Annotated in this window: 15 protein-coding genes and 1 pseudogene; 4 read left to right on the top strand and 12 right to left on the bottom strand. The window is 60.0% G+C overall.

Annotated features, from left to right (window positions below; all coding sequences use genetic code 11):
- Window positions 1-73: 73 nt before the first annotated feature.
- The 7 genes and pseudogenes from E5F05_RS01905 to E5F05_RS01870 form a co-directional block, all read right to left on the bottom strand.
- On the bottom strand, window positions 74-1,483 hold the full coding sequence (locus E5F05_RS01905; RefSeq protein WP_221274502.1) for a type II secretion system protein GspD: 1,410 nt from the start codon (window positions 1,481-1,483) through the stop codon (window positions 74-76).
- A gap of 83 nt (window positions 1,484-1,566) precedes the next feature.
- Window positions 1,567-2,699: pseudogene (locus E5F05_RS01900) on the bottom strand (S8 family serine peptidase).
- Between the two features lie 917 nt (window positions 2,700-3,616).
- A complete protein-coding gene (locus E5F05_RS01895; protein WP_244944471.1) occupies window positions 3,617-4,630 on the bottom strand; it encodes an Ig-like domain-containing protein in 1,014 nt (337 codons plus the stop codon).
- 478 nt (window positions 4,631-5,108) lie between these two features.
- Window positions 5,109-5,516 carry a hypothetical protein gene (locus tag E5F05_RS01890; protein ID WP_146719787.1) on the bottom strand — a complete coding sequence of 136 codons (408 nt, stop codon included), beginning with the start codon at window positions 5,514-5,516 and terminating at the stop codon, window positions 5,109-5,111.
- 566 nt (window positions 5,517-6,082) lie between these two features.
- Window positions 6,083-6,376 carry a helix-turn-helix domain-containing protein gene (locus tag E5F05_RS01880; protein WP_146719786.1) on the bottom strand — a complete coding sequence of 98 codons (294 nt, stop codon included), beginning with the start codon at window positions 6,374-6,376 and terminating at the stop codon, window positions 6,083-6,085.
- Entirely contained in the window at window positions 6,369-6,653 is a 285-nt protein-coding gene (locus tag E5F05_RS01875; RefSeq protein WP_184117680.1) for a type II toxin-antitoxin system RelE/ParE family toxin, read from the bottom strand. The genes E5F05_RS01880 and E5F05_RS01875 overlap by 8 nt, the downstream gene beginning before the upstream one ends.
- Before the next feature lie 126 nt (window positions 6,654-6,779).
- The gene (locus tag E5F05_RS01870; RefSeq protein WP_146719785.1) at window positions 6,780-7,106 is read right to left on the bottom strand and encodes a hypothetical protein; all 327 of its coding nucleotides are present in this window, start codon (window positions 7,104-7,106) and stop codon (window positions 6,780-6,782) included.
- Window positions 7,107-7,244: 138 nt separating this feature from the next.
- On the opposite strand from E5F05_RS01870, the gene E5F05_RS21825 reads away from it, so the two are divergent.
- Together E5F05_RS21825 and E5F05_RS21820 are read left to right on the top strand one after the other, a co-directional pair.
- Window positions 7,245-8,165: a tyrosine-type recombinase/integrase gene (locus E5F05_RS21825; RefSeq protein ID WP_184117679.1), complete on the top strand. Its 921-nt coding sequence runs from the start codon at window positions 7,245-7,247 to the stop codon at window positions 8,163-8,165.
- On the top strand, window positions 8,126-8,443 hold the full coding sequence (locus tag E5F05_RS21820) for a tyrosine-type recombinase/integrase (protein ID WP_146719783.1): 318 nt from the start codon (window positions 8,126-8,128) through the stop codon (window positions 8,441-8,443). Before E5F05_RS21825 ends, E5F05_RS21820 begins: the two co-directional genes overlap by 40 nt.
- Before the next feature lie 198 nt (window positions 8,444-8,641).
- Here the strand turns inward: E5F05_RS21820 and E5F05_RS01855 are convergent, their stop codons facing one another.
- The 4 genes from E5F05_RS01855 to E5F05_RS01840 all read right to left on the bottom strand — a co-directional run bounded on the left by E5F05_RS01855 (window position 8,642) and on the right by E5F05_RS01840 (window position 18,694).
- Window positions 8,642-9,106 carry a hypothetical protein gene (locus tag E5F05_RS01855; RefSeq protein WP_146719782.1) on the bottom strand — a complete coding sequence of 155 codons (465 nt, stop codon included), beginning with the start codon at window positions 9,104-9,106 and terminating at the stop codon, window positions 8,642-8,644.
- Between the two features lie 26 nt (window positions 9,107-9,132).
- Entirely contained in the window at window positions 9,133-16,863 is a 7,731-nt protein-coding gene (locus tag E5F05_RS01850; protein WP_146719781.1) for a polymorphic toxin-type HINT domain-containing protein, read from the bottom strand.
- A gap of 476 nt (window positions 16,864-17,339) precedes the next feature.
- On the bottom strand, window positions 17,340-18,398 hold the full coding sequence (locus tag E5F05_RS01845; protein ID WP_146719780.1) for a hypothetical protein: 1,059 nt from the start codon (window positions 18,396-18,398) through the stop codon (window positions 17,340-17,342).
- Complete coding sequence (locus tag E5F05_RS01840; RefSeq protein ID WP_146719779.1) at window positions 18,395-18,694, bottom strand: hypothetical protein; 300 nt, start codon at window positions 18,692-18,694, stop codon at window positions 18,395-18,397. Before E5F05_RS01840 ends, E5F05_RS01845 begins: the two co-directional genes overlap by 4 nt.
- Before the next feature lie 128 nt (window positions 18,695-18,822).
- Here E5F05_RS01840 and E5F05_RS01835 point away from each other — a divergent pair, with 128 nt between their 5' ends.
- Both E5F05_RS01835 and E5F05_RS01830 read left to right on the top strand, forming a co-directional pair.
- Window positions 18,823-22,788, top strand: a complete 3,966-nt coding sequence (locus tag E5F05_RS01835) for an RHS repeat protein (RefSeq protein ID WP_184117666.1) — start codon at window positions 18,823-18,825, stop codon at window positions 22,786-22,788.
- A gap of 7 nt (window positions 22,789-22,795) precedes the next feature.
- Complete coding sequence (locus E5F05_RS01830) at window positions 22,796-23,392, top strand: hypothetical protein (RefSeq protein WP_146719777.1); 597 nt, start codon at window positions 22,796-22,798, stop codon at window positions 23,390-23,392.
- Between the two features lie 76 nt (window positions 23,393-23,468).
- On the opposite strand, the gene E5F05_RS01825 is transcribed toward E5F05_RS01830, so the two are convergent.
- A complete protein-coding gene (locus tag E5F05_RS01825; RefSeq protein ID WP_146719776.1) occupies window positions 23,469-24,068 on the bottom strand; it encodes a macro domain-containing protein in 600 nt (199 codons plus the stop codon).
- Window positions 24,069-24,090: the final 22 nt, after the last annotated feature.

Genomic DNA, 24,090 nt, shown 5'->3' with positions numbered 1-24,090 from the left:
GTCGGTGCTTTCCCAACAGCAGACTAGGGTGATAAAGCGGAGGCTTCTCCCCAGCAGCCTCCGCGCGCTGGAGCTACGGGTGACCGGGGAGCACCGGTGTCCCTGGCACAGGCGGCGCAGGATTCGCTGGGCTGATATTCGGCAGCGTCGTCGTTCCCGCTGGGGTCGCCGGAGTGTTCTCCGTGGTTGGCCCTGTGGGAGGTGTAAGGGGAGCGACCGGGGCTGCCGGAGCTCCATTTGCGCCTCCTGTTCCCGCTGGCAGGGCTGTCGGGGTGGTCACGGGCGGCCGCTCGTTGGGACTCGTAACCAGCCGGGGGGTGACCACGATGATCAGGTCACTCCGGCGGGTGTCGGTGCGGGTGGTGCTGAACAGCTTACCCAGCACCGGAATGTCCCCCAGCACCGGCACCTTCTGCGTCCCGGTCACCTTGCGTTCCTCCAGCAGGCCGCCGATGGCAATGGGTTCCCCATTGCCCACCCGCACGGTCGTCGTCGCTTCCCGCGTGCTGAACTGGGGCACGCCCTGACTGGTCGTCCCGGTCGGCACACTCACGCTGATGGTCAGGTTGGTTTCCACCGTGCCGTCCGGGGCGACCTTAGGCGTCATGCGCAGCGTGATCCCCGTCGTGATGCTCTGCACGCTGGTTCCCCCGCTGCTGTTCGCCGTCACCACTGGCGTGGTCTGGGTGGAGTTGATGCGCGCCTCCAGGCCATCGATGGTGGTGATTCTGGGGCGGGCCAGCACCCGTGCCGCCCCGTTGGTCTTCAAGAGGTTGAGACCCATACTCAGGCTCAACGGACTGCGGCCAAGCTTGCCCATCTTCAGCAGCGAGGGGGACTCGCCTTCCGTGAGCTTGAAGGTGAAGATAGAGTCGTACTGGATCCCCAGGCTGTCGGTGGTGTCCTGGTTGACCTCCAGAATCTCCGCCTCGAACTGGATCTGCGGGCGGCTGGCGTCCAGTTGCTTGAGCAGGTCGAGCAGCAGGTTGCGGTCTGCCGGGTTGGCCACCACGATCAAGGCCCGCTGTCGCTGATCGATCACCACCCGCGTGTTCGGGTAGATGCTCTGGAGCAGCCCCGCGACGGTGCCGGGGTCCGCGAAGCTCAGCGGGTACAGGATTGGGGCGCGTTCATCCTGCGGAATGGGCGACACCGCCTGCCGTCCAGGAGGAGTGAGAATCAGGCTCTTGCCGTCGGGACTCAGGGCATAGGTGGTGCCGTCGGGGATCACCAGTTGGATGGTCCCGTCCGCCTTCTGCCAGCTCAGGCCGTCGGGCACGGTCGTTCCGGGGGCGAGGACCGTCTCGGGCAGAATCAGTCGGCGGGTGAGGGGATCGGTCTGGTAGCGAATCTGGTCCGTCCCCTGAATCACGATGGTGTCCCCGGCGCGGATGATCGTCACGGGCGTCGGTGCGGCCAGTGCAAGGGGGCCGAGGGTGGAGAAGCTCAGGAGCAGGGCCAGGGTGAGGGCGTGTCTCTTCATGGATTCCTTGGGGTCGAGGGGAAAGCAAAGGAGGGCTACGGTCGCGGTGGAAGGCGCCACAGAGCTGCCAGGCGCCGTGTTCTCTACTTGGGCAAGGTGAGGGCCTGCTCTCCGTTGCTGGGGGTCAGCGTCAGGCTTCCGGTCCCCTTCTCGCCGGGCTTGAGGGTGACGTTGACCGGAGTGCTGGTCAGTTCCCCAGCCTCGGCGACGATCCCGTCACCATCCAGATCGGTGGCCGCCACGAGTTGCACGGGCACGTTCGGCGGCAGGCTGTGCAGGGTGAAGCTGTCCCCCACGGTACGGACATAGGTGACCACATGGCCCTGGGGATCGAGGGCCAGGACATAGGTGGCGGGCTGGTCGGCACGGACCGGAGCCGCGTTCACCAGGCCCCAACCCGTGTTCAGGTCCATCCCGGCGACACCGATATCGGTGGCGTGGCCTTCCAGCAGGGACTTCACAGCGCGGGCTGGCGTACCCTGGGCCAGGAGCAGCGCGGCGATACCGCTCACCTCCGGGGCGGCCATGCTGGTCCCTTGCCGCAAGGCATAGCCGGGAGTGCCGTCCGCGTTCAGATCCGTGGAGAGGATGCCGTCCCGTTCACCGTTGTTGTCCTGATCGGCGTTCAGGTCACCCCCGTAGGCGGCGAGACGTGTCCCGGGGCCGCGGTTGGCGTAGGACGGCTGGTACAGGGTGACCGGCCCACCGATGGAGGTCACGGCGATCACGCCGGGGATATTGGCGGGGGCATACGGCAGGCCGCCGTCGTTGCCGCTCGCAGCGACCACGATCACCCCGGCGTTCAGGACGCGGTTGACTGCTTCTGTCAGAATCTCGCTGTACTCGGGTGTTCCCAGGGACAGATTAATCACCTGTGCGGGTGTGGGATTGGGGTCACTCTCGTCGAGCCCTGCGGCCCACAGAAGACCCCGCGCGAGGTCACTGGTGGTCCCCCCTCGGGGCCGATCACCCGGACGGGCAGCAGACGCGCGGCGGGAGCCGCACCCATCACACTCCCGTTGGCGGCGATCAGTCCACTGACATGGGTGCCGTGCCCGCTGCTGTCGCTGGGCGTGCGGTCCCCGTCCACGTAGTCCCGTCCAGACAGCAGGTTCGCTTTCAGGTCCGGGTGGTTCAGGTTCACGCCGGTATCGACAACGGCGACGGTGACGCCTGCCCCGCGCGTGCGTGTCCAGGCCTCCGTCACGCCCAGCATCGGCCAGAACCATTGCCGGGCATTCACGGCCTGGGAGCGCAATCCAGTGAGGGGAACATCGACCTTCCGGGTGTCCTGCACGGCAACTGGACGGTCGAGTTCGGCGCTGACGCCTTGCCGGGCGAGGAGGGTCTGGGCGCCCTGGGCTGTCTGGGGATCACGGTAGGTGGCCCGGATGACACGCAGGGAAGGCAGATGGACCTGCTGGAGGAGGCCTGCTGGCGGAACAGGCTGACCCTCCGGAACGAGCAGCACGGGGGAAGGAACCGTCCCTCTGGGCACAGGGGCGGCCTGGGGTTTCAGGCTCGCGCCATTCAGGGGACGCGTCACGGTGCCCGTGACGCTGGCGGCATCCTTGCGGATGGGCTGCGTCTGGCTAGCCCGCTCCCCGACGATCACGCGCACATTGAAGGCGCCGTACAGGTCACTGGCCGTGCCGTTCCCATTCGGGAGGTTGTTATTCACGGTCGCCCTGAGGGTACCGGCATCCCCGGTGGTGCTGAGCCGTTGCCCGTTTACCTCGATCACCGCGAGGCCGGGGTCCGCGCCCCACCCGGCCCCTTTGGCCTGCACCACGTCTCCCGTGAGGGTGACGCTATCCAGACGCGGCACGACATCCAGGGGGACCGAACTGCCTTCCACACCAGGCACCGTCACGGTGTACAGGCCAGCGAGAAGATCCTCGGGCAGCTTGACACGGACACCGTCCCGAACCGGCGTTCCAGGAAGCGAACGCTCCCCCAGGCGGATCGTCGTCACACTGGACGGAAGCCGACCGTACACGGTCACCTCGGTGCCCGGCGTCGCTGGTGTAGGCAGTGCCGTCGTGAGCAGAAAGGAATCCTGTGCAGGCGCGGTGTCCTCACCACATCCAGTGAGCAGTGCCCCGAGCAGCAGGGCGGCGGCCCCCAGCCGTTTCAAGGCACCACCAGGCGGCGCTGCTCGCTGTAACTGAGAGACACCGGGGTGCCTTTGCCGTTGTTGAAGCGGACGCCAGCCACCCACCAGGAGTAAGTTCCTGCGGGGAGCGGGGCTTTGTTCGAGGGATACACGGCACTCAGACTGCTGGTCACGTTCGGGTAGTTCGTCCAGACGTATTTCGCGCCATCGGTGGTGCAGGGCCGGTCGCACAGGAAGTAGAGGTAGCCTTCGGCACCCGGCAGAGTGTTCCAAGTGAGGACCGGGCGGCCATCTGCCACCTTCTGGTTGTCGACGGGACTGGCGACCTGCTGCGTGTCAAGGAACACGGCGCGTCCTGCATTGGACAGCGCGGATTCGCCGGTTGAGCCGGTGAGGGAGCGGACTGCACCGTACACCTTGTCGCCCACGTTGGAGGTGGTGAGGAACTGGGAGTATTTCTCCACACTCACCGTCCCTGCCGACGCCGCCTGATTGCGAACCACGTCGTAGGGACCCGCAATGCTCTTGGTGGCCATCAGGATGCGGTAGCCGGTGGCCCCGTCCACCGGATTCCAGGCCCACTCGATGCCGAGTTGCCGCCCTTCAGTCGCCTGTGGACGGAGTGGGGACAGCGGCACGGAAGCACTCTTCAAGCCCCCGGGGGGGCGAATCGCACGGGGGTCGATACCCCCAGGCAGACCCGCACCCTCCTTGAGGCTCTGGCCCGTGATGTTCGACGGCAAGTTGTAGGCGACGAGGTAGGCAAGGGTTGGAGCGGTCGCATTCTGCACCCGGACTGGCACGGGGGTACTTTTCCCGGTTGCCCCGCCCCGGCGGGCGACCGCGTAGACTTCCAGGTCATCGCCATTGGGCATGCTGGTCGTGTTCCACGAGATGATGTAGGGGCTGGTGTTGACCGTGCCGACCAGCCGCCCATCTTCGTTGCTGTCGCGCAACCGGGCATACACGCTGACCTCGTCCACCTTCTCGTCGTCCCCCAGCGTGACCTGCACGGCGGCTGTGCCACTCACCACCGCGTCACTGGACGGCGTGATGACGGCGACACTGGGTGGAGGGCCATCGGACCCGCAGGAGCTTAAGAGAACACTGAGGAGGAACACAGCAAGTCCACATCTTTTCACGGGGCCATTCTGCCGGAACGGCCCTTCTCATGTGGCGCAAATCAGTAATGGTTCGACTCGACCAACGAGGAAGCGCGTTCCCGAAAAGCCAGCGGCTGCCAGTCAACGCGCTTCCACCCTGCCGGATGCTGTGGGTAGCTCCGACCTCACCCAGTCCGGGCTGAGCGCGAACGGCGTGAGTTTCTAGGGGCGAGACGTGGCGTTGAGGCCAAGACCTTCTTCACGGCTCAGGACGAGTTGGAAGCGGAGCGGGAACTCCAGCGGCGTGCCCGCAAGCAGCAGGAGTTAGAAGCACAGCGTCAGCGGGAAGCTGAGGCGTTGGAAGAGGAGCAGGACCGGGAGTATGGGCCCGTCCACAATCGAATGATCAAACCTCCTTTAAATCTTCCAACATATCTATGCTCGTCTTAGCCGTATACATTCGTAGAGTTAAGTCATGAACTTCAAGGTGCGCTATCTCTCCGCCTTCTCCTATCAAGGTTGAACCCCTAATGATAGCTTCCACGATCTCTCCCGTGTAATCATCTATTGATCCCAGCTTAATATAAAACGGCTCTGTTAGGTTAGCAACATTTATATACAAGAATCTGTGTAGTGTACCAACCACATCATCAATTGATAGAGTTGAATAAAGCGCCTCATAAGCATATATCCCACTGTCTTTGATCGCCGACCAACCCTGTTCACTTAATTTGTATAAATGTATGGGTTGATCAGTTTCAATGACCTTCTTCACTCTATTCCGAGCTTGTATGACCATCATCTTTTCATTCATCTGATGCCCCTTTACTTTGGAGGATAGTATATATGATCATAGTTTCCAATGTTCTGGTACCGCTGATTCCTGAATCAGATGTCATATCCCACGAATTACCTTTGGGCTGACCAGCATGAGTGTGGGACGCTTTTGGTATATCCCCGTAGTGTTCAACGACTACTCTTGGACCGCCCGGCGTATCATACTGGTAATAGCGACCCCAAGTTCCTTTATCGCTGCTCAAGCTATCGCTTGAGCCAACATTTCGTTGTGAACTCGGACCAACGGTCCATTGATCGACAGGTTGCTGTGAGCGTGGAATTCCAGCTTGGTCTTTGGCCGCATTAAGTGCTGCTCTACGGTTTGGTACAACGCAATCCGCGTTATGCACCAACCAGCCGTCCTGGCCGACGTAGTAGGTGTGAGCCTCGCTGACGGTGAGGTTGAACATCTGCTAAGAGGCAGGACGGCTTTTTACAAACACCGCCCCAGACGTTATTTAAAGAATCAGCGTCTCAGGCTTGAGTAGCTAAAAACACCTCCTTTCGTGAACGTGTAGCGCCGCTATAGCACCGTGTTGGGAGTCAGACCAATTCGAGCCTCAGCCGCTTGCCCAGTACGCCCGCCGCACGTTCCAGGGTCCGCAGGGTAACGGCGTGGTTCTCCGGGTCCAACAGACGATCCACCGCCGAGCGGCTGGTCTCCATGCGGAAAGCCAGTTCAGTTTTCGTCAAGCCGCTGCGCTTCATCTCCTGTTCGAGTTGAAACGCGATGACGCGCTTCAATGCCACGGCTTCGATGTCTGCCAGGAGTCCGTCTCCTGCCAGAAAGTCGTCGAAGCTGCTTCCGATGTGCTTATTCACAGGCTCGTTACTCATTGTCATTCGCCTCCACCTGGCCTAGGCGTTTCCGGGCAGTCTCAAGGTCATTCTTCGGGGTCTTCTGGGACTTCTTGACGAAACCGTGAAGCAGGATCATGCGGTTGCCGACGACCGTGAAGATGACGCGAGCGATCCCGTCTTCCAGCGTGGTACGGACTTCCCACAGCCCTTTCTCCAGCTTGCGGATTAAGGGCATCCCGATAGGCCAGCCGAACTGAGCCGTCTTGATGTCCTCCCCGATGCTCTTGCGGTCCTCGCGGGTCAGGGACTTCAACCATTCCCGAACGGGTTCATTGCCGCCGTGGTACGGAAGAACCGAACCTCAAGGATGGGCTGGGGCGTCTCGGGTTCGGAAGGAACAGTCACGCCAAAGGAATGTACCATTTTTGGTACAGTCCGGTCAATCCGCCTCGACCTCTTCCCAGGCTAGGATTTCCGAGAGTTCCACTTCTCGCCCGGCCATCTGTTCCAGCGCGGCGAGGATGCGTTCCAGGGTCGCCGTCTGGATGCGTTCGGGGGGTGTGGTCGCCCGGCACCAGTTGTAGATGGTGTTGGGACTGAAGCCAACCGGACGTTCCCGCTCTCCTGTACTGGCCCCTTCACGCTGGTTTGTGGCGGCGCGTTCAGCCTCTAGGGCAAGGTTTGCTCTTAGCCGGGTCTCCAGTTGGTACGCGGTCGCCCCAAGGGCCTCAAGCGCAGTGGGGAGTTTCCAGGTGAGGCGCTTCATGGCCCCCACCTTACCCCACCTTGGTATTGCAGACGTACTTTCTATCAATACTATTGCAAATGTATTAAAATAGGTCGATTGGGGCCGATGGCCTGGAAAACCCGGCCCCAGTCGAATCCACGTGTCAAGGGGATCACCATGAAGCATAGCAGTCCACCGCCCTCCCGACCCAAGCGAGGGAAGCCCACCAAGAAGCGAGCCAACAACGAAGGCAGCATCTACGCCCGCAAGGATAGGACAGGTCGCATCATCAGCTACCGAGGCTCCATCACCGTCGGCTGGAGGGACGGCAAACAAGTCCGGCAGTCCTTCACCGCCCCCACCAAGGAAGGGGTGCGGGAACTGATGAACCGCGCCCTGGTCCAGCGGCAAGATGGCATCCTGCCTGCCGTCTCTACCCTGACCGTGAGCAGCTACCTCGACACCTGGCTGCAACACAAGGCGACCGAAGTTCGCCCTTCCACTCTCCAGAGTTACCGGGGGGTGCTCGAGAACCACCTGAAGCCCATCCTGGGTAAGGAGCGGCTGGACAGGCTGCAACCCCGGCACATTGACCACCTGCACAAACAGATTCAGGCCAAGGGGTTGTCCCACCGCATGCTAGAACACGCTCACGTCCTGATTCACGGGGCACTGGAGTATGCCGTGCGGTTGGAACTGCTGCCCCGCAATGTGACAGACGCAGTGAAGGTGCCCAGGAGGGCCACGCCACGGGCGGAGATGAAGGTGTGGACGACCGGGCAGGTGGGCTTGTTCCTCGAACAAGCCCGCTCCCACCGCCTGTACGCCCTGTTCTACATCGCCCTGGCGACGGGGATGCGGCGTGGGGAACTGATGGCGCTGCCCTGGGCCAACACGGATTTGCAGCAGGGGGTCATCCGCGTGCGGACAAACCTGGTGGAACTCAAGGACGGCTCCCACATCACTGAACCCAAGACGCGGGCCAGCAAAAGGCTCATTCCCCTGGCCTCAGATGCCGTACAGGTTTTGCAGGAACACTGGGGGCGGAACGCGCCGAAATGGGCGAGCAGTGGCAGGAACACGACCTCGTGTTCCTGACGCAACTCGGCACGGTGCTGGATTCTGCCAACCTGACCCGGACCTTCCACACCCTCGCTAGGGCCGCTGGGGTGCCTCGTATTCGCCTGCACGACCTTCGCCACACCCACGCCAGCCTGCTGGCCTTCTGGGGAGTCGCGCCGAAGGTCATCGCTGATCGGTTGGGGCAAACCAACGTGGGGTTCACCATGCAGGTGTACACGCACCTGTATGACGAGCAGCGCCGGGAGGCTGCCCCCAGTTTGAGTGACCTGCTTCAGCAGAGCAAGGCAAGCTGAGCAGAAACCGGCGAGGTAGCACCTCGGTAGCACCCTGTCACTTAACAAAGGTGATCTTGAACAGAAATTAAGCCGCTCCAAGTTCCAGAAGGGTACTGGAGCGGCTATTTTAGAAGGCGGCGGTACGAGGGTTCGTGGTCAATAATCGGGCATTTGATTGGTTTTAGAACTTCTTATAGTCACGAAGAAAACTAGAAATTACGACCAGTATTTTTGCCCCTTGCCTTCTAATAACTTTTCAAGAAACTCACTTAGTGACGACGCCACTACGGGCCAGTCCTCCTTGCTTTCAAGAGGCTGCATAATTTTTATTGAGCCATAATCAGCAGGATCGAGCGAGATAATCGCCTTTTCGCTGTCACCTAAGAATTCTCCAAAAATAAGATCTTGGGTGCTTAACTGATCTGGGTACATGTCTCTGTAGAGTTCAGTTTCTCGGTGAGCCCAGGAGTTATCATGTATAACTAGCCCCCACTGTCCATAAGACATATCTTCATATATAGATGTCCTCGATGCCTTACTCCAAAGCTTCTTAAGCTCTGCTGGAATGTCGTGCGAGTTCACATCGTTTTGAAGTTCTTCGGCGGCTGGTACGTAGTATGATTTATATTCCGACAAGACTCCACTTCCAAAGTCTAGGGTTTCAGAGGGAATTAAGCTCAAGCTATCAAGGATCGAAGATATGCTGCTCATTTGAAGCCTGCCCACCAAGGAGTAACGACTTGCTGATGGAAATCTCTAGGCATTGGAACGAGATTCATAAAATCGTTCGTGCCGCCATACTCCCTCGGCAGGATATGATGAATGTCATAGTTAGCCCAACCGCCCTCAGGTGTAGAGTAACCACGGTCATACCACTCCTTGATGAACTCTCCTCGTTCCTTATTAGTCCAAGTCACACGATTAGCTTTAGGAACTTGAGTAAGGTTAAAGCCGGACGGCGGGCTTATGTATTCCCCAGTTCTAGGGTCCTTGAACAGCGGGTACATCTGCCCCTTGTTGTTGACAAACGGGTTTGGCCCACAGTTATGAACCAACCAGCCGTCCTGGCCCACATAGTACGTGTGAGCCTCGGAGACGGTGAGATTGAACATCTCCCGCGTCTGCCCGAGGGTGACCACGTTGGCGACGACGCCGGTGGTGCCGTCCGCCTGCTTGATCTTATCCCCAATCTTGAGGTGCCCGGCACCCACCCAGTTCTTGCCCAGGTCCTCGTGGCCGACGGGTTTGGGCGTCTCCCCGGTGTCAGACCACGCCTTGACGTAGAAGGGGTGTTCCGGTGTCGTCTGGATGTACTCCAGCTTGTTCCCCTGCTCAGGGTCCTGGATAGCAAGGTAGGTGATCTCCGGGTCGGTGTTCTTGTGGACAGCCGTGATGGGGTAGTAGCCATTCTCACCCGTCTGCTCGTTGTAGGCCAAGACGGGAGTCCCGACGGTCAGAGCAGAGATGGCAATCAGACCAGAGAGGGTGCGGACGGGCGTGGAGGGGGTGAAGGAGTTGGGACAGGGCGAGCGTAAGTCATACCCATTACTGGTCCGACCACCGTAATATTGGGAACGCGAAGATTTTAGGGACCCCGCCATCTTCGTAAATCTGGCAAAAGCCACACCCCCGCCTATAACCCCAGCAGTAACTGCATCAGCAAGCAACTCACCGCTGTATACTTTGTCAAGCCAGTACATCTCGGGACTCAATAGAAAGCCAATCCTGCTGCTATAGCTGAAACTGCCCGATTTGAATAGCTCTCCAATCTGCCCAGGGGCAATAGGATGATAACCCTCGCCCGGAGTGTTGACGCTATCGATTAAGGTAGCCATACTCTGCGAAAAATCAGCCTGACTTGTGGAGGCCAATGCCTTACGGGCAAGTCTTCCGGTTTCTCGCATGGACATTCCAAAAGATTTGTCGCCAACGCCCTTTGTTGCGGCAAAGACCTCCAAAGCGACAATTGCTGTTTCATGCAGCCTAGCAATTGGCGACAGATTAGAAATAGCCTCAAATGTATCCTCCAGGTTCTTGATAGTTTCGCTGCCAAAGTTATTTTCTTTTGCCAACTTAATAGTTGCTAGGGCAATTTCGCGAGAAGCTCTATCGGCATCGCCAAGTGCTGCATTAATTGTTTTTCCGTCAACCCAGGCTCTTCCCTTAACATCCGTCACTCGGACAAGCCATGCTTTAAAGTCGTCCTCTGTTCCAAGTGTTTGAATTTCCAACAGATAATCCTTTTTGCTGGTTACCGCATAGACGGCAGTCTGGAAGCCTTCGCCGTCATCGAAGTTGGCAGGTACTTCCTGGATAAGCACTGCTCCATCACGGGGCTTGGCCTGGCGAGTACCCTGGGTGCCACCCTGCAAATCTGCCGGGTGCTTGTCCTGACTGGGTGGGTTGATCTTTTGCACCTGTTCCGTCGTCACAGGAGCATCTTTGGCCTGCACGCCCTCCCCCTGTTGAATCTGGCTGGGGTCAGGCAATTTGGGCAGGGTAGGCGGCGCCAGGTCGAGTGGGTTGATCTTCAGGGTGCTGCTCAGTGTCTGGAGCGGAGCATCCAACTGCTCGACGCTGGCCGTCACCGCGAAGGGTTTGGTCCCGTCCCAGGTGGTGTCGTCGTTGTACCCATCCGCCAGAGAGTACGCGGCATCCCGGTACTGTGGGGCGTTGTTGCGGTAGGTGTCACTCCACAAACTGCAACTGATGCTCCCACTCCAGGACTGCTTGCACTTCCAGATGTAGTTGCCTGCCTTGCGCAGGATCAGCTGCGCTTCACCGTTCACGATGGTGGTGCTGTTCACGTCCCGCCACACCCCGTGTTCCTGTAACCACGGGGCCGCGTTCTGTTCCTCGATCTGGGCGGTGCTGCTGAGCACCTGCTGCCCCAGCGGGTCGTAGCGGAAATCGTTGTAACGATTTCCGACACCGTAGCACTTGTCCGAGCAGAAGGTCGTACTGACCGCGTTGTTGTTCAGGTTGTTGAATTGTGCGACCCGGTCGTCTGCATCGTAACGCTTGACATACCCGCTCTCATTCCCACCACTCACACTCAGGCGGTTGCCACGTGAATCCAAGACATAGGTGATGTTGATATTGCCTCTGGTTTCGCCGGTCATGCTCCCGCCGCCGTTGTATGTGGCGGAATAGGCAGGAACGCCGTTGGCGTCCGTGCTGCGGATCAATTCGCCGTACGCCGAGTACGCATTGTTCTGTGTATAACAGGGATTTATTCCGGTTTCGGGATTTTCAAAGCACGATCCGGTGCTGAATCGGATGCTGTAAGGCACACCCGTCAAGGCAGAACCATTGGCATAACTGTACGTGGTGGTTGTGGTGCTTTGCTGCTTAACGTAATTGCTTGGATTATTGAACACGACGCTGGATGCTGTCAGCCCACCCACAGTAACAGCCGTGTTGACGGTATAGACCGTGTACCCACTCTGATCGATCTTGCTGAAGACAGAGCCGTCCGTTCCATAGGTGCTGGAGGTCCGTGCGGGAGCAGTCTTCTTCAGGCCGCCGTTGCTGTCGTACACCGCGAGTTCACGCCCACGCTGGTCATAGCTTTCGACTCCCTTGTAGGCGGTATCCGTGGTGCCGTCGCCGGTCCAGCTGTTCTGGACCCGCCCATCTGCGTAGTAGGCGTAGCGCTGGTGACGGGTGATGGCCCCACCCAGCACGCCCTGCTGGGTCGGATTATTGCCGTCCAGGTAAGGCGTCTTGTCTGTCGTGGTCGCCTTCTCGATCTGGTCGCGTTCGGTGTAACTCGTTGTGGTATTGGCCTCACTTGCGGCGACCAGAACACCGTTGCTGCCATAGGTGGTGTTCAGGCTGTTGTTCGGCACCTGGCTGCGGTACTTCACCTGAATGGTCCGACTTTGGCCCGCTTCCTTGTTCGTCGCGCTGTACGTGTACGTGAACACGTTCTGCCGGTCGTTGGGATCATTCACACCCTCGTTGCTGCTGTTGCCGGGTGTATCCCACTTCTCGATCAGGTTCCTGTTGGAGTCGTACCGCCAGTAGGTCCAGACGTTTCCATGACCCAGCGGTGCACCACTAGCATTGCGCTGCTCGGCATAGATGGCCGTGCTGCCCCAAAAGCGGCGTTTGTAGCGGTTGCCTACGCCGTCATAAGAAGTGTGCTCCGTCTTCTCCCAGGCTCGCCAGGGGCCCCAGGAGGTCGTAAACATGGGATTCCCGACATAGTCGTATTCGCGTTGGGTGATGTTGCCGGAGGCTCCCGGCGCAACATTGGCATCCCAGGCACTGATCACATTCGGATAGCTCGCCAGATTGCCGGAGTAGTCGTAGCTGGTTTCGGCGGTCTTCAGACCGTCCAGGCGGTAGGTGCGCAGCTTCCAGTTGCTGCCAGTGCCGTCCCCCACCCGGGGACGGCTTTCGGAGATAACCTTCCCCAGACTGTTGTAGCGGTACTCGGTGATCAGGCCGTGTTCCGTCTTGTAGGTCAGATTCCCAGTCGCGTCATACCTATAGGAAGAGGAAAGGCCATTCCCCAGGCCCGCATCGATGTCCGTCTGATTCCCGGGCCGAGCCTGTTCCTGCTTGCCTACCAGCCGTCCAGCCCAGTCGTAGGTGAAGGTGGTGGGGAAGCCGTTGGCATCCTTGATCCGCAGCACGTTGCCGGTGTTGTCATAGTCCTGCTCAATGGTGGCGGTCGCACCGCCCTGATCAGGGGGCAGGGTGGTGCGGGTGGGCTTGCCCTGGTCGTTGTACACGTAACTGGTCAAGGCTCCACTGCTGGGACCAGCCGGTGTGTTCATGTGGGCGGTATAGATGCGGGCTGGGAACACGCGGTTGTCGTACTCCCGGTACTCTACCCGGACGTGCGTGCCACCGGGATTCCAACGGTCCACGCTGCCATACTGCGCAGTGGTACTGGTGTTGTTGTCCGGCTCCCACACCCCTTCGAGCAGGCCGTCCGGGGTATAGGTGAAGACCTTGGTGACGATGTTGCGTTCGTCCACCTGCATCGTGGGGCCGAAGAAACCATACGTGGTCCGTCTGCTGTTCCCTCTTGCGTCCACCTGCTGCACGGGATGCGCGAGGGCATCATAGGCCGTGCGCGTGATCACCCAGTCGAAGCCATTCCGCACGGTGTCGCGGTCGGTTTCATTCCCCTTCCAGACCTGCTTGGAAACGGTGGTGAGGTTGTCACCATTGTCATAGGAGAAGTAACTTTCATACCCTTCCGCGTTCGTGATTTTGGTGGGGCGATTGAAGACATCGTAGGTCGTGTTCGTCCAGGCCACCGCAGCGCCATTGGGGAAGGTCATGGTGGAGGGGGTAATTGTGGCCCCGTAGAGCAGGCGGCCCTCGACGGTGCGGCGATCCATCTGGTCGTACCCGTATTCCGCGTAAGGGCGGCGCGCGTCCGTATAGGGTTGCCCCCCTGCCGTCACCAGAGCCGGACCGAGTTCCTTGCCCAGGTTGCCAGCAGTGTCGTACACAAGATACGTCGATCGGTCGTTCTCGCTGCCGTTCATGGTGAGCCGGTTATCGGTAATCTTGACAGGCCGGTCAAAGGCGTCGTAGTAGGTCCGGACGGTCCCTTCGGGGTAGATGGTGTTGACCTCGCGGCCCAGCGTGTCCCACTCATGCCAGACGACCTGCTCGGGAGCGCCCACATTCTTGATCACTTCGAGATGGAGGTTCCCACCTGAGTCATATTCCATCTTCCGGTAGCTGCCGTCGGGGTTGACGGTCTGCACCACGCGATCAAGGCTGTCGTAGGTGAGCGTCGTGGTGAAGCCGTCCACGTTGGTCGCGTTGGGCCGCCCATAACCGTCGTAGGTGTAGTTGATGGTTTCGTGGGGTGTGTTGACCCCGAAAGCGTTGCTGCTGCCCACACCGGTCACCTTGGCGGCCAACCGGCCTCGATTGGCTTCGTCCATGTAGTAGCGATAATCCGTGACCCGGTCAGGGGTCCCTTCCCAGGAGGCGTCGAGTTCACCCGAGGCGTAGTACGCCCACTGCCGACTGATCAGTTGCGGCCAGCTGTCTTTTTCCGGCAGATATTCCCACATCGATTCCCAGACGGGTTGACCGAACCCGTTGTACATCCACCAGTGGTGCCGCTGCGCATTCTTGGCCACCCCATTGTCCCAAGCATAGGTGTGGGCAGTGGGCAGCAGCTCGCGGGCAACATTGCCGTACTCGTCGTACAGGTACTCGGTGCGGACACCATTGCTGACCTTGGCTGACACCTGATCGGCATACTGCCGGACACTCTTGTCCCGGTCATAGGTCCGGCCATCGGTCTTGGGGGTGGTCATGCTGCTGGGGTAGACCAGCCCCACGTAGGCACCGTCGCCGTAGTAGGAGTAGTCCACCGTCTTGTAGGGCGAGCCGTTCAGAAACAGGACCGTGTTGGTGGTCCGCCCGTACACATCGAGGGCCGTGTGGAATTGGCGTCTCAGTTCCCCCGCCACATACAGGTCTTCGGCCACCAGCCGAACCGCAGTGAAAGGCCCCGTACTCGATTGAACCGGATCGTGCTGGCCATAGGTGTACCGCTTCTCGACACTACCGTAACTAAAGGACGCATCCGAGGCGGTCCCCAAATATCCGGCCTTGCCCTGACCACTGCGGGCCACCTGTGTTTCGCGGGTCAGGCGGTTGTCGTTGTCGTAGGTGTATTCGGTGAGGCGCTCATAACCGGCTGGCGGGGTCGGTGCCCAGTTGACTGCATTCGGGTAGACCGCCTCGGTGATTCGGTTGCCGTGCCGGTCATAGGTGTACTGCAACTGCATCCCGCTGGGCAGGTTCTGGGCGAGCAGGTGCCCGGCAGCGTCATACCACGACATGGTATTCAGACCGTTCCAGATGCTGTTGCGCGGGTCTTGATCCACACCCCTGACCGGGTTGAAGTGGCGGACGCTCCTGTTGCGGAGCCAGCCCTCGGGGGAGAATTCGTACACCGTGACGCGGTCCCCCTGCTGCTGGGTGACACGCGGTCCCCCTGCCCCCGTGTCCGCCGTGGACTGCCCGTAGGAGAAGGTGGTGTCCGGCTCGCCGGGCGTGCTGGTCCGAATGACCTGGTTCTGGCTGTCGTAGGTGTAGGTGGTGGTCTTGCCGCCCCCCTCGCCCAGGGTGCCTTCCACATTGCCCGCCAGCGAAGGCCGGATGAGCTGATACAGCAACACCTCATTGTTTGTGCCCAGGCGGTAGTTCAGATCGAACCAACGCCCGATGCGGTTGCCCCGGCCGTCATAGGTTCGGAAGGCCATATAGGTGACCACCCGCTGATTCCCCACCACCTCGTACGCGTACTCGATCCGCCGCATCCAGGAGTTGTTGTCGTTCTCGTCCTGGAGGAGCATGTTGACCGCGACGACAACTCCTGCGGCCTCATCCCACGTGTAGGTGGTGACGCGGCCCCAGCTATCCCGCACCTTGGCCAGGTGGCCGTTGCCGGGGGCGGTATAGGTGAACTCGGTCTTCGGCGCCGCAGGACCATAGCCCATCTCATCGCCCTGAAACTTCAGGGCACGGTACTGCTCGTGCGGCGTCTGCGTGAAGTCCGCGTACTCGCCATCACCATAGAAGGCAGTGCGGTTCCCGGAATGATCGTAGTAATAAACGATATTCCGTGCACTTCCGCCGCCCAACGGTGTGACGGGAGCCTGGACCAACCAGGTTTCGTCCACCTGAACGCTTGCTTGTGGTTTGGAGATGAAGTAGGTCAACTGACTGCGGACGCCAGCATATCGGGCACTGATCCACGTGGGGGCATTGTTGATCTCGTCATCTGTGGCGCGACGATAATACTGATAGCCGCCATCCCCCAGGCCGAGTGCCCATTCCTGGGGTGCTGTGAGGTTATAGGTGTTAAAACCGCTCAGCCGCAAGAGACCGTTGACTTGCGTCTTTCCCGGAGCATCCGGGGTGGCTGTGAAGCTCGAGGTGGTACTGGTGGAAGCGAACGACGACGTGGAGCGGGCCGAGTTTGCCGCTGTCTTGCTGGTCGAGGGAGAGGACATGCCGTAGCCTCCTCCCGGAGGGGGATCGACCGTACAGCAGGGACTGGGCTTAGGGCTCGGGGGCGGTTTGGGTGAGGGCGTCGGACTTGGCTCTGGAGGAGGCGCCGGACTCGGAGCCGATGCGGTGGCGAGCGAGGAGGCCAGGGAATTGTTCCAATTCAGCTGGTTCAGCTCGAAGTAGACGTTGCCGGTCGCCACGTTCACGGCATCGGAGAGCTCGCCAAAACCGGGATCGCTGAAGGCCGTGACCTGGGGAGGCAAGCCACTCACGCCTGGCCCGACACGGGCAAAGACCTGCGGGGCAGCGACCACCATGGCCCCGGGGAGATGCGTGAGGGTGAGGAATAGGCTGGCGAGGGTGACGCCATAGATGCGCCGCCGCCGTTCGCCTGATCCGCCGACTGTCTGAGAGGAACGAGGTATTTTTGCCATCTTTTCACCTGTAGCACATCCCATGCACATAGGTGAGAAGATTTGCCCAACCGGATGAGGCCAGACCAACTTATGGGAGTTTGGTTGCCCCTGCAGAGTGTCTCCTGATCGGCCTCGTCCTTCAGCAGGTATCAGCCCGTCTGCCTCACGCAGGTGAATTCGTTGGGTGGCTTGTCGCCAGCGGCAGTGCAGGTCGAGGCTGCCCGTACCACACTGGACCACTGGGCCGTCCAAGGGGTACGAGACACCCACTGCTTCAGGACCTGACGGATGAATTCCGGGCGATTGTCTGTGCTCCTCGTGGCCGGACGACCTCTGCCAGCCGCACACCCCGTCTGTCTCGGTGTCAGAGGGTCCCCGCGTGCAGCGTGGTCAGGCGTGTCCTGCACCAGGTGTTACCTCTACACCGTGCCTGATAAACGGCCATCTCAACCTGGGATGAACCATCAGCGGTGGTGATCTGCGCAATGCGGCGATCAGTGCCCGGTTGGCGAATCGTTGGTGGCCGAGTCGGTGAATCTTCGCGACGAACGGTCACCCTCGGGGTGAATATTCTCGCCGCCCTTCTCCCGGCGCACTCCCTGGGCATACAGTTCCGCAAACTGGGCACCCGAGATACGGAGGGGAAGGCGCGACAGCGTGCGCCCACTTCCCAGTTTGAGGCCGACCCGTAGCGTTTCCTGCCGCGATACCTCTCGCGTGAACACCTCCGGTCGGATGCACACCAGAGCGGTCAGGCGGACGTCCCGATCTCCGGCCAGGGCCTGCACCTCGCTGCGGGTCATGCCAGGCAGGTGGCCGAGCGTACGCAGCAATGCCGCTACGGTCCCCTGCTGCACTTCCTGAAGCACGGAACACCCCACCAAGCGCGTTTGCTTGCCCCGGCCCGTCGCTCGCTGCATCCAGAGGAGCCGCGCCCCAGGCTGGAGCCGGGTATCAGGCCGGGCGGCCAAGAACTGCACATGCCGTTCGCTCCAAGGAGACCACTTGCCAAATGGGGGCGGCCGCCGAGCGACCTCCATTCCGAATACAGACTGCACCCAGTTCACCCCTACGGGCACAATAAAACTCGGCAAGTCGTCGTGGATGACCTTGGTGGGCCACAGTTCCCGTTCCAGGCTTTGGAAATGCCACTTCAGGTCTTCTCCAGAGCCAGTCGTCTTCATCCCGGCTGCTCCCCGCAGCAGGCGAGATTGAAGGGCACCGGCGAGAGCCGTGAATTCAGGAAGGACGGCGGCGATTTCCCCCAAACGTTCGCTCAGCCTCTCGGGGGTTTCCGACAACAGCGGATGCAATTTTCCCCACCGGTCATCCGCCAGCCGCGTCCACCCGCCGTCCAGCAGCGCTGCCTGTAAGGCAGGGTCCGCGTTGCCGGTCAGCACACTTCCGACAGCGTCCTCGCTCAGCAGAGCCTGCCCGACGAAGACATCCAGTGCTGATGGGCAGGGCAGGGGGCTAGCTCCAGCCCGTACACCGGCCAAGCCATTGAAGGAGTTGTGGACGACACGGAACGCGGCGGACGGGTGGCTGGTCATGGGGCCTTCTTCAATAGTACAGCTGCGGGATCAGGAGCAACGGCGCGTCCAGCACGCGCGCTCTGTCCCTCGAAGTACGCGAAGGTCAGCCTGGGCCGCCGACGCTGGTCGTACACGAAGCCGCGCACCTCGTTTCCCCGTGCTGCCAGCGTCAGGTACACCGCCCGGTCACTCGCCGCCAGAAATCCCCCCTGTACCGGGCAGAACCCCGGATAACGCCCGTAGAAGTCCCGGGTGGCCACGTCAAACGCCTCGGCCTGGCTCCCGCTGTAGCCGTACACGCTCGCCCGGGCCACCGTGATGCCCGCTTCCCCCAGCGCACTCTCGAAAGGGGCGATCAGCGCCCGGCAGTCTCGCCCTGCCCAGCGGCGGCACCACGGCCAACACGACCTATGGGTACGACGTCCGCGACCGGATGACCACGGTGGCGGACCCCGCGGGCTACACCACCACGGCGACCTACGACAACGACGACAACACCACCTCGGTCACCCCGCAGGTGTGGCAGGGCAACGAGCCGGACTACACCAACCTGAACAGCGGCTTCACCAGCGTCACCTCCCGCGCGGCCTACGACCCCCTCGGGCGCGCCGTGAAGAGTGTCGACGGGCGCGGGAACGCCAGCCAGGCCGCCTACGACCTCCTGGGTAACACCGTGAGCGAGACCGACGCGCGCGGCATCGTCACCCGGGGCTACACCTACACCCCGGACGGCCTGCTCGAAGGCGTGTACGAGCCGGACATGAACAGCGGGACGAGCGCCGCGACCTTCGACCCGGCCAATCCCAGCGGCTTCACCAAGACCCGGCACTACACCTACGGCCCGCGCGTCTACCCGACCGAGGAGCGCCGCGCGAACATGAACACCGCCGCGGGGGCGACCAGCGGCTCGAAGTCCTCCTACACCTACGACTTCGCCGGGCGGCCCACGTTGCAGACCCTCCCGGACGGCATGACGATCAGCCAGGCCTTCGACGGGCGGGGCCACCTGCTCAGCCGGACCAACCCCGAGGGGTTCAAGACCACCTTCGCCTTCGACTCGGCGGGCCGCATGACCCAGCGCCGGGAGCACGCCCGCACCAGCGGCACCGGGGCCACCACCGACAACGCGGCGGGCCTGGCGAACGGGCTGAGCCTGGCCCTCACCTACGACCCGGCGGGCAACGTCATCTCCCGGACCGAGAACGGCCTGGTCAGCGACTTCACCTTCAACAGCCTGGGCCAGACCCAGTCCGCCAACCGCCCGCATACCTCCGGGGTGGCCGAGCAGTGGAAGTTCCTCAGCTACCGCCTGGACGGGGCGCGCACCGCCGAAACCACGTACGGGTACGCCGGGGACCTCACCAGCAAGCTGAACACCGTGAACACCGGGACGCAGTTCCCCACCGTCACGGCCGGGAACGTGATCGCCTTCGACCTCGACGGGCGCGGCCTGATCACCGGCGAGAAATCCGCCGGAATGTGGAACGGCAGCGCCAACAACTGGGCCTACACCTCGGCCAGCACCTACGACGGGCTGGGCCAACGGGCCAAGCGCGTCTTCACCGGCACGGGCGCGATCTACCAGACCATGCGCTCGGCCACCGGCGCCGATCTGGGCAATCCCAACCACAACACTGTGTGGAAGTTCGACGCGAACGGCAACCTCAGCGAGGGGTACGACACCCTACCCGACGGCAGCGGCAAGCAGAACGTCTTCACCTACACCTACTCGCCGACGAACCGCGAACTCTCCCACACCCGCGACGTGCAGGTGCGCGTCCAGAGTGCCGACTCGGCCAACCGGCTGTGGAACATGGGCGGCAGCGCCGGGGTGCTGCTGGCGGGCACCCAGGGCAACGCGAGCCTCACCTACAACGAGCGTGACCTGCCCGACACCATGAGCGTCACCGACGCCGCCCCCGCCAAAGGGGCCACCAGCGGCAGCGAGTTCAGCGGCTTCGGTCCCAGCGTCACCAAGACGAGCGCGCTGGGCTACTTCCTCGACGGCCACCGGTATATGACCACCACGACCGGCAGTCTGGTCAAACGGGTGGACGGGCTGGACGCGCGTGGCCGCGAGACGAACGTGTATGACCCCACCAGCACGTACGGGGCCGTCAACGTGATGAGCACCTACGGGGCCGACGGCATGGTCACCCGTGAGGTGCGCCGGAGTGACGCCACCACCGCCTACCAGGAGATCATGAAGCCGACGCTGGGCGGGCGGCGCTACTCGACCTCCAACAGCAAGGGCGGCGAGAACACCACCACCTTCTCGCAGGCGGGCAGCCCCCTGGTCGGCGTCCCCTACGTCACCAGCGGGCGCGGCGCGGTCAGCTACGGCTACGACGGCTACGGCAACGCCACCACCCAGGTGCGCGGCGGCGTGACCACCACCTCCAGCTACGACGTCAACAACGGATTGACCGGCCTGACCGACGGCACCACCAGCATCAGCTACAAGCTCGACGGTCAGGGCCACCGCATGTTCACCACCGGCGGGGACTTCGACGGCTACGCCACCCGCTACAGCGCCGAGGGAAGGGTCGCCGGGCTGAGCAACGGGGCGTCCGGCCTCCGGCGCTTCGACGACTACCGCTATGACCCCTTCGGCCGCCAGGTGGTCACCTCCACCGCCGGAATGAACGAACTGGCCAGCAACGGCGGCTATCAGCTCAGAAGGGACAGCATCAACACCGTGGGCCTGCTGGGCGTGCCCAATCTGATCACCCGCACCCAGGAGCTGCGCGACGACACGATTGGGCAGACGAGTACGAACAGCCCCAGCGCCGCCTTCAAGGATTTGAGCTACAGCGCGGGCCCGAGTTACCTCAGCACCACCTTCAAGGACCTGGGCTACAGCTTCGCGGACGGCGCCACCGATACCTTCGGCTACGGCGGCATCGCCTCCTTCAGCAGCACGGGCGGCGTGGGGACCCTGAGTGCCCCGGTCAAAGCCCTGTCCGACCAGCTCAAACTCAATCCGCTGGACATCAAACCCACGCCCTCCCAGGACCTGCCGGTCAATCCCGGGGAGATCAAACCCGAAGGCACTACGCCGGGTGGGATGGCGGTCCAGGGGTTGCAGGCGCTCAGCGTGCAACCGTTGCAGGCCCCTAAGAGCGTGCTGCCGTCGTCATTGAACACGCTCAATCCACTGGACGTGAAGGGGACGGGCAGCAGCCTGCCGAGCGTGCCGGGGGCGGACACGGTGAAGCGGCCGACGGACGGGGGGATCAAACCGCAGTCGATCATCGTCAACCCGGCCGACACCTACACCGAGACGCCCAGTGACCTCAGTGAGGCCTGGAGCAATGCCACCGCCGGACAGGCGAGTACCACTGGGAACTACACCTACGATGATCAGTACACGGCAACGACGAATAACGACTACGCCAGCAACATGACTGCGTCTGGGACAGACGCCGATTCCTACGCGAGTGCCAATGATACTGCCGTCCAGCAAGCGAGCAGTACCGAAGGTGTTTCTGCGGCTCGTCAAACACGCAACGACGTGTATGCCAACGTCCAGGCGGCGTATGCTCAGCGGGGCTTGACCTACACGCCCGATACTGATGTCTCGGCCAGCGAGGTTAATACGGCGGTGACGGCAAATACAGCGGCCGTAAATCGAGGGGAAGTACCAACAACCGTAGTTGGAAATGTGACTTCGGAAGATCGATCTTACGAATATCGAGTAGCTAACAAAACGACACGGGAAGACGTCGGGAAGGCAATCCTCGGCAGCAACGGAAATCCATATCTGTTCACAGACGATGAAGCTGGTAAGGTTAATCTCAACAACTTAGCATCATCGGGAGGCAATCAAGCTCAGAGCCAGTTTATGTTCGCGTCATTAACTCAAAATGCTCCAGCTATCCCAGCTCCCAGCCCTCCAGCGGGATTGCCTATTCCAAAGGGAGGCGGTGGTCTAGCTGGCGGTCTATTCCTAGTGGAGTTGATAATCGAGTATTTCGCAGATCGGGCAGCAGATGCTAGCGACGTACAAAAAAATAGGTACAGGGGAGGTAAAAATATTACATTTTACCGGGGCACGAACTACTACGATGCTCTAGACGCAGTGGAAAATCAATCTCTAAATATTGAGAGACTTATGGCTAACCAGATCAGACGACCGCCAGAAGGGAATAGGCTTGGCGCCTACTTCACCACTCAGCTTTCCACTGCGGATTACTACTCTTCAATGAGCGCCAACTACGGTGGTGGCCCCGCAGTTATATCAACAACAGTACGAGCCGACTCATTCTTCAGATTTGCCAGGAGAAATAATGTAGTATTTGAGGCTCCTGTTCCTAGGTCGCCGGTACCAGGACAAACGGAGACTCTTATCCCTTATAATAGTATCAGGGAGTTTGAGAGCCTCAGAAGTTATTACTTAATTCAGTGAGGTAACCGTGTTCAGAGTGGTAGAAATTCCAATTGATTTAGTAGACTTGAAGAAACAAGCCGATATTACTAAGGACGACATATATCTTGATCTTTTTATGGATACCCTCGATAATATACCTGCGGTTAAAGTACACATAAATAGAGCGACAGTTAAAGTAGTCTCTAGAGAAAAATACGCTTTATCGGCGAAACGCTTACATCGAAAGACCATAAGAGCGGTCGTGGACAAATCTTCTGACGAAGATCTCGTGAAACAGCTACTGCATGAAGGCATACTGAAGTCTGTTGACTGGTTGCAAGAAGAAGATTATCGGACAAATTCTCTACCTCAAATGTTTGTTTTCCGGGAACCACTAACATCGAATGATAAAATGTTATTCACTAACTTTATCTATAATTATCTTTTATTCAGAAACGCTCTCTTTGATGATAGCTCGCTCACATTCAAAGGAGATAAGATAGCATTTTTTATAATGCGCTCCGACATATTTGAAAGTTTATACATAGACTATGTAAAGCAAATCATAGAGTTTGATAGAGTCAAGAAGATAGAATACTGGCAAGGTGAGGCACGCAATTTCAGCAACAATGTATTAGATTAAAAACAGGCAGAGAACAATTCAAAGATGAATTGTTCTCTGCCCATACGTGAGTCTATATGTAATATGCAGCCTAAAATTAGCCAAGAAGTCTGTAATGCTCCTCAACTGCTTGCCCAAGCGTCAGGGGCATGTTCTCTTGACCTAATATACATACTGCATAAGCGGCAGCCATCTGCCTGGCGCTACGGTCAGCGGGCATTTTGCCAATAGCCGTGCATAGGCCCGGACAAACAATAGATTTAATGGGAGCTGGATGCTGCGTATTATGTTTTTGAATAACTCTCAACACAGCCCTAAACGCAAGGTAAGCATTGATAGTCAAGGACACGTCAGAGGGCACTCTCATGGTAGGCGCGCTAATCAGATAAGGGATTTCTGAATCATAAGTTTCTATCACCAATGCCTGCCCTACTGGAAGTTCACCGTCATGCTTCTCGCATAACTGTGTTCTCAGCCTAGTCTGAAGATCCCAGCCGAATTTAGAAACATAGATAAGATCAATGCCACCGTCCATGAACCCAAAACTGTTGGCGGGGCTAACAACAGCATCTGCCTTAAAGTCCATGACATCACCTTGAGACACATCAACATTTTTAATTCCCTTAAAATGAAGGCTCAAAGCGGATACGACGTCTTGGCTCCGATCTCGCAGAGATATCTTGATTGATGAACGCATCTACTAATTATAATCGTCTAAA

Source organism: Deinococcus metallilatus (assembly GCF_004758605.1).
GTDB lineage: Bacteria > Deinococcota > Deinococci > Deinococcales > Deinococcaceae > Deinococcus > Deinococcus metallilatus.
Note: the sequence above shows the minus strand (reverse complement) of the source record. Positions and strands in the feature narration are given on the sequence as shown.

Excerpts from the sequence above, each read along its gene's own strand:
- E5F05_RS01845 (WP_146719780.1), bottom strand. The coding sequence starts at position 18,398 with ATGACCAGCCACCCGTCCGCCGCGTTCCGTGTCGTCCACAACTCCTTC.
- E5F05_RS01880 (WP_146719786.1), bottom strand. The coding sequence starts at position 6,376 with ATGAGTAACGAGCCTGTGAATAAGCACATCGGAAGCAGCTTCGACGAC.
- E5F05_RS01870 (WP_146719785.1), bottom strand. The coding sequence starts at position 7,106 with ATGAAGCGCCTCACCTGGAAACTCCCCACTGCGCTTGAGGCCCTTGGG.
- E5F05_RS01825 (WP_146719776.1), bottom strand. The coding sequence starts at position 24,068 with ATGCGTTCATCAATCAAGATATCTCTGCGAGATCGGAGCCAAGACGTC.
- E5F05_RS01890 (WP_146719787.1), bottom strand. The coding sequence starts at position 5,516 with ATGAATGAAAAGATGATGGTCATACAAGCTCGGAATAGAGTGAAGAAG.
- E5F05_RS01905 (WP_221274502.1), bottom strand. The coding sequence starts at position 1,483 with ATGAAGAGACACGCCCTCACCCTGGCCCTGCTCCTGAGCTTCTCCACC.
- E5F05_RS21825 (WP_184117679.1), top strand. The coding sequence starts at position 7,245 with ATGAAGCATAGCAGTCCACCGCCCTCCCGACCCAAGCGAGGGAAGCCC.
- E5F05_RS01850 (WP_146719781.1), bottom strand. The coding sequence starts at position 16,863 with ATGGCAAAAATACCTCGTTCCTCTCAGACAGTCGGCGGATCAGGCGAA.
- E5F05_RS21820 (WP_146719783.1), top strand. The coding sequence starts at position 8,126 with ATGGGCGAGCAGTGGCAGGAACACGACCTCGTGTTCCTGACGCAACTC.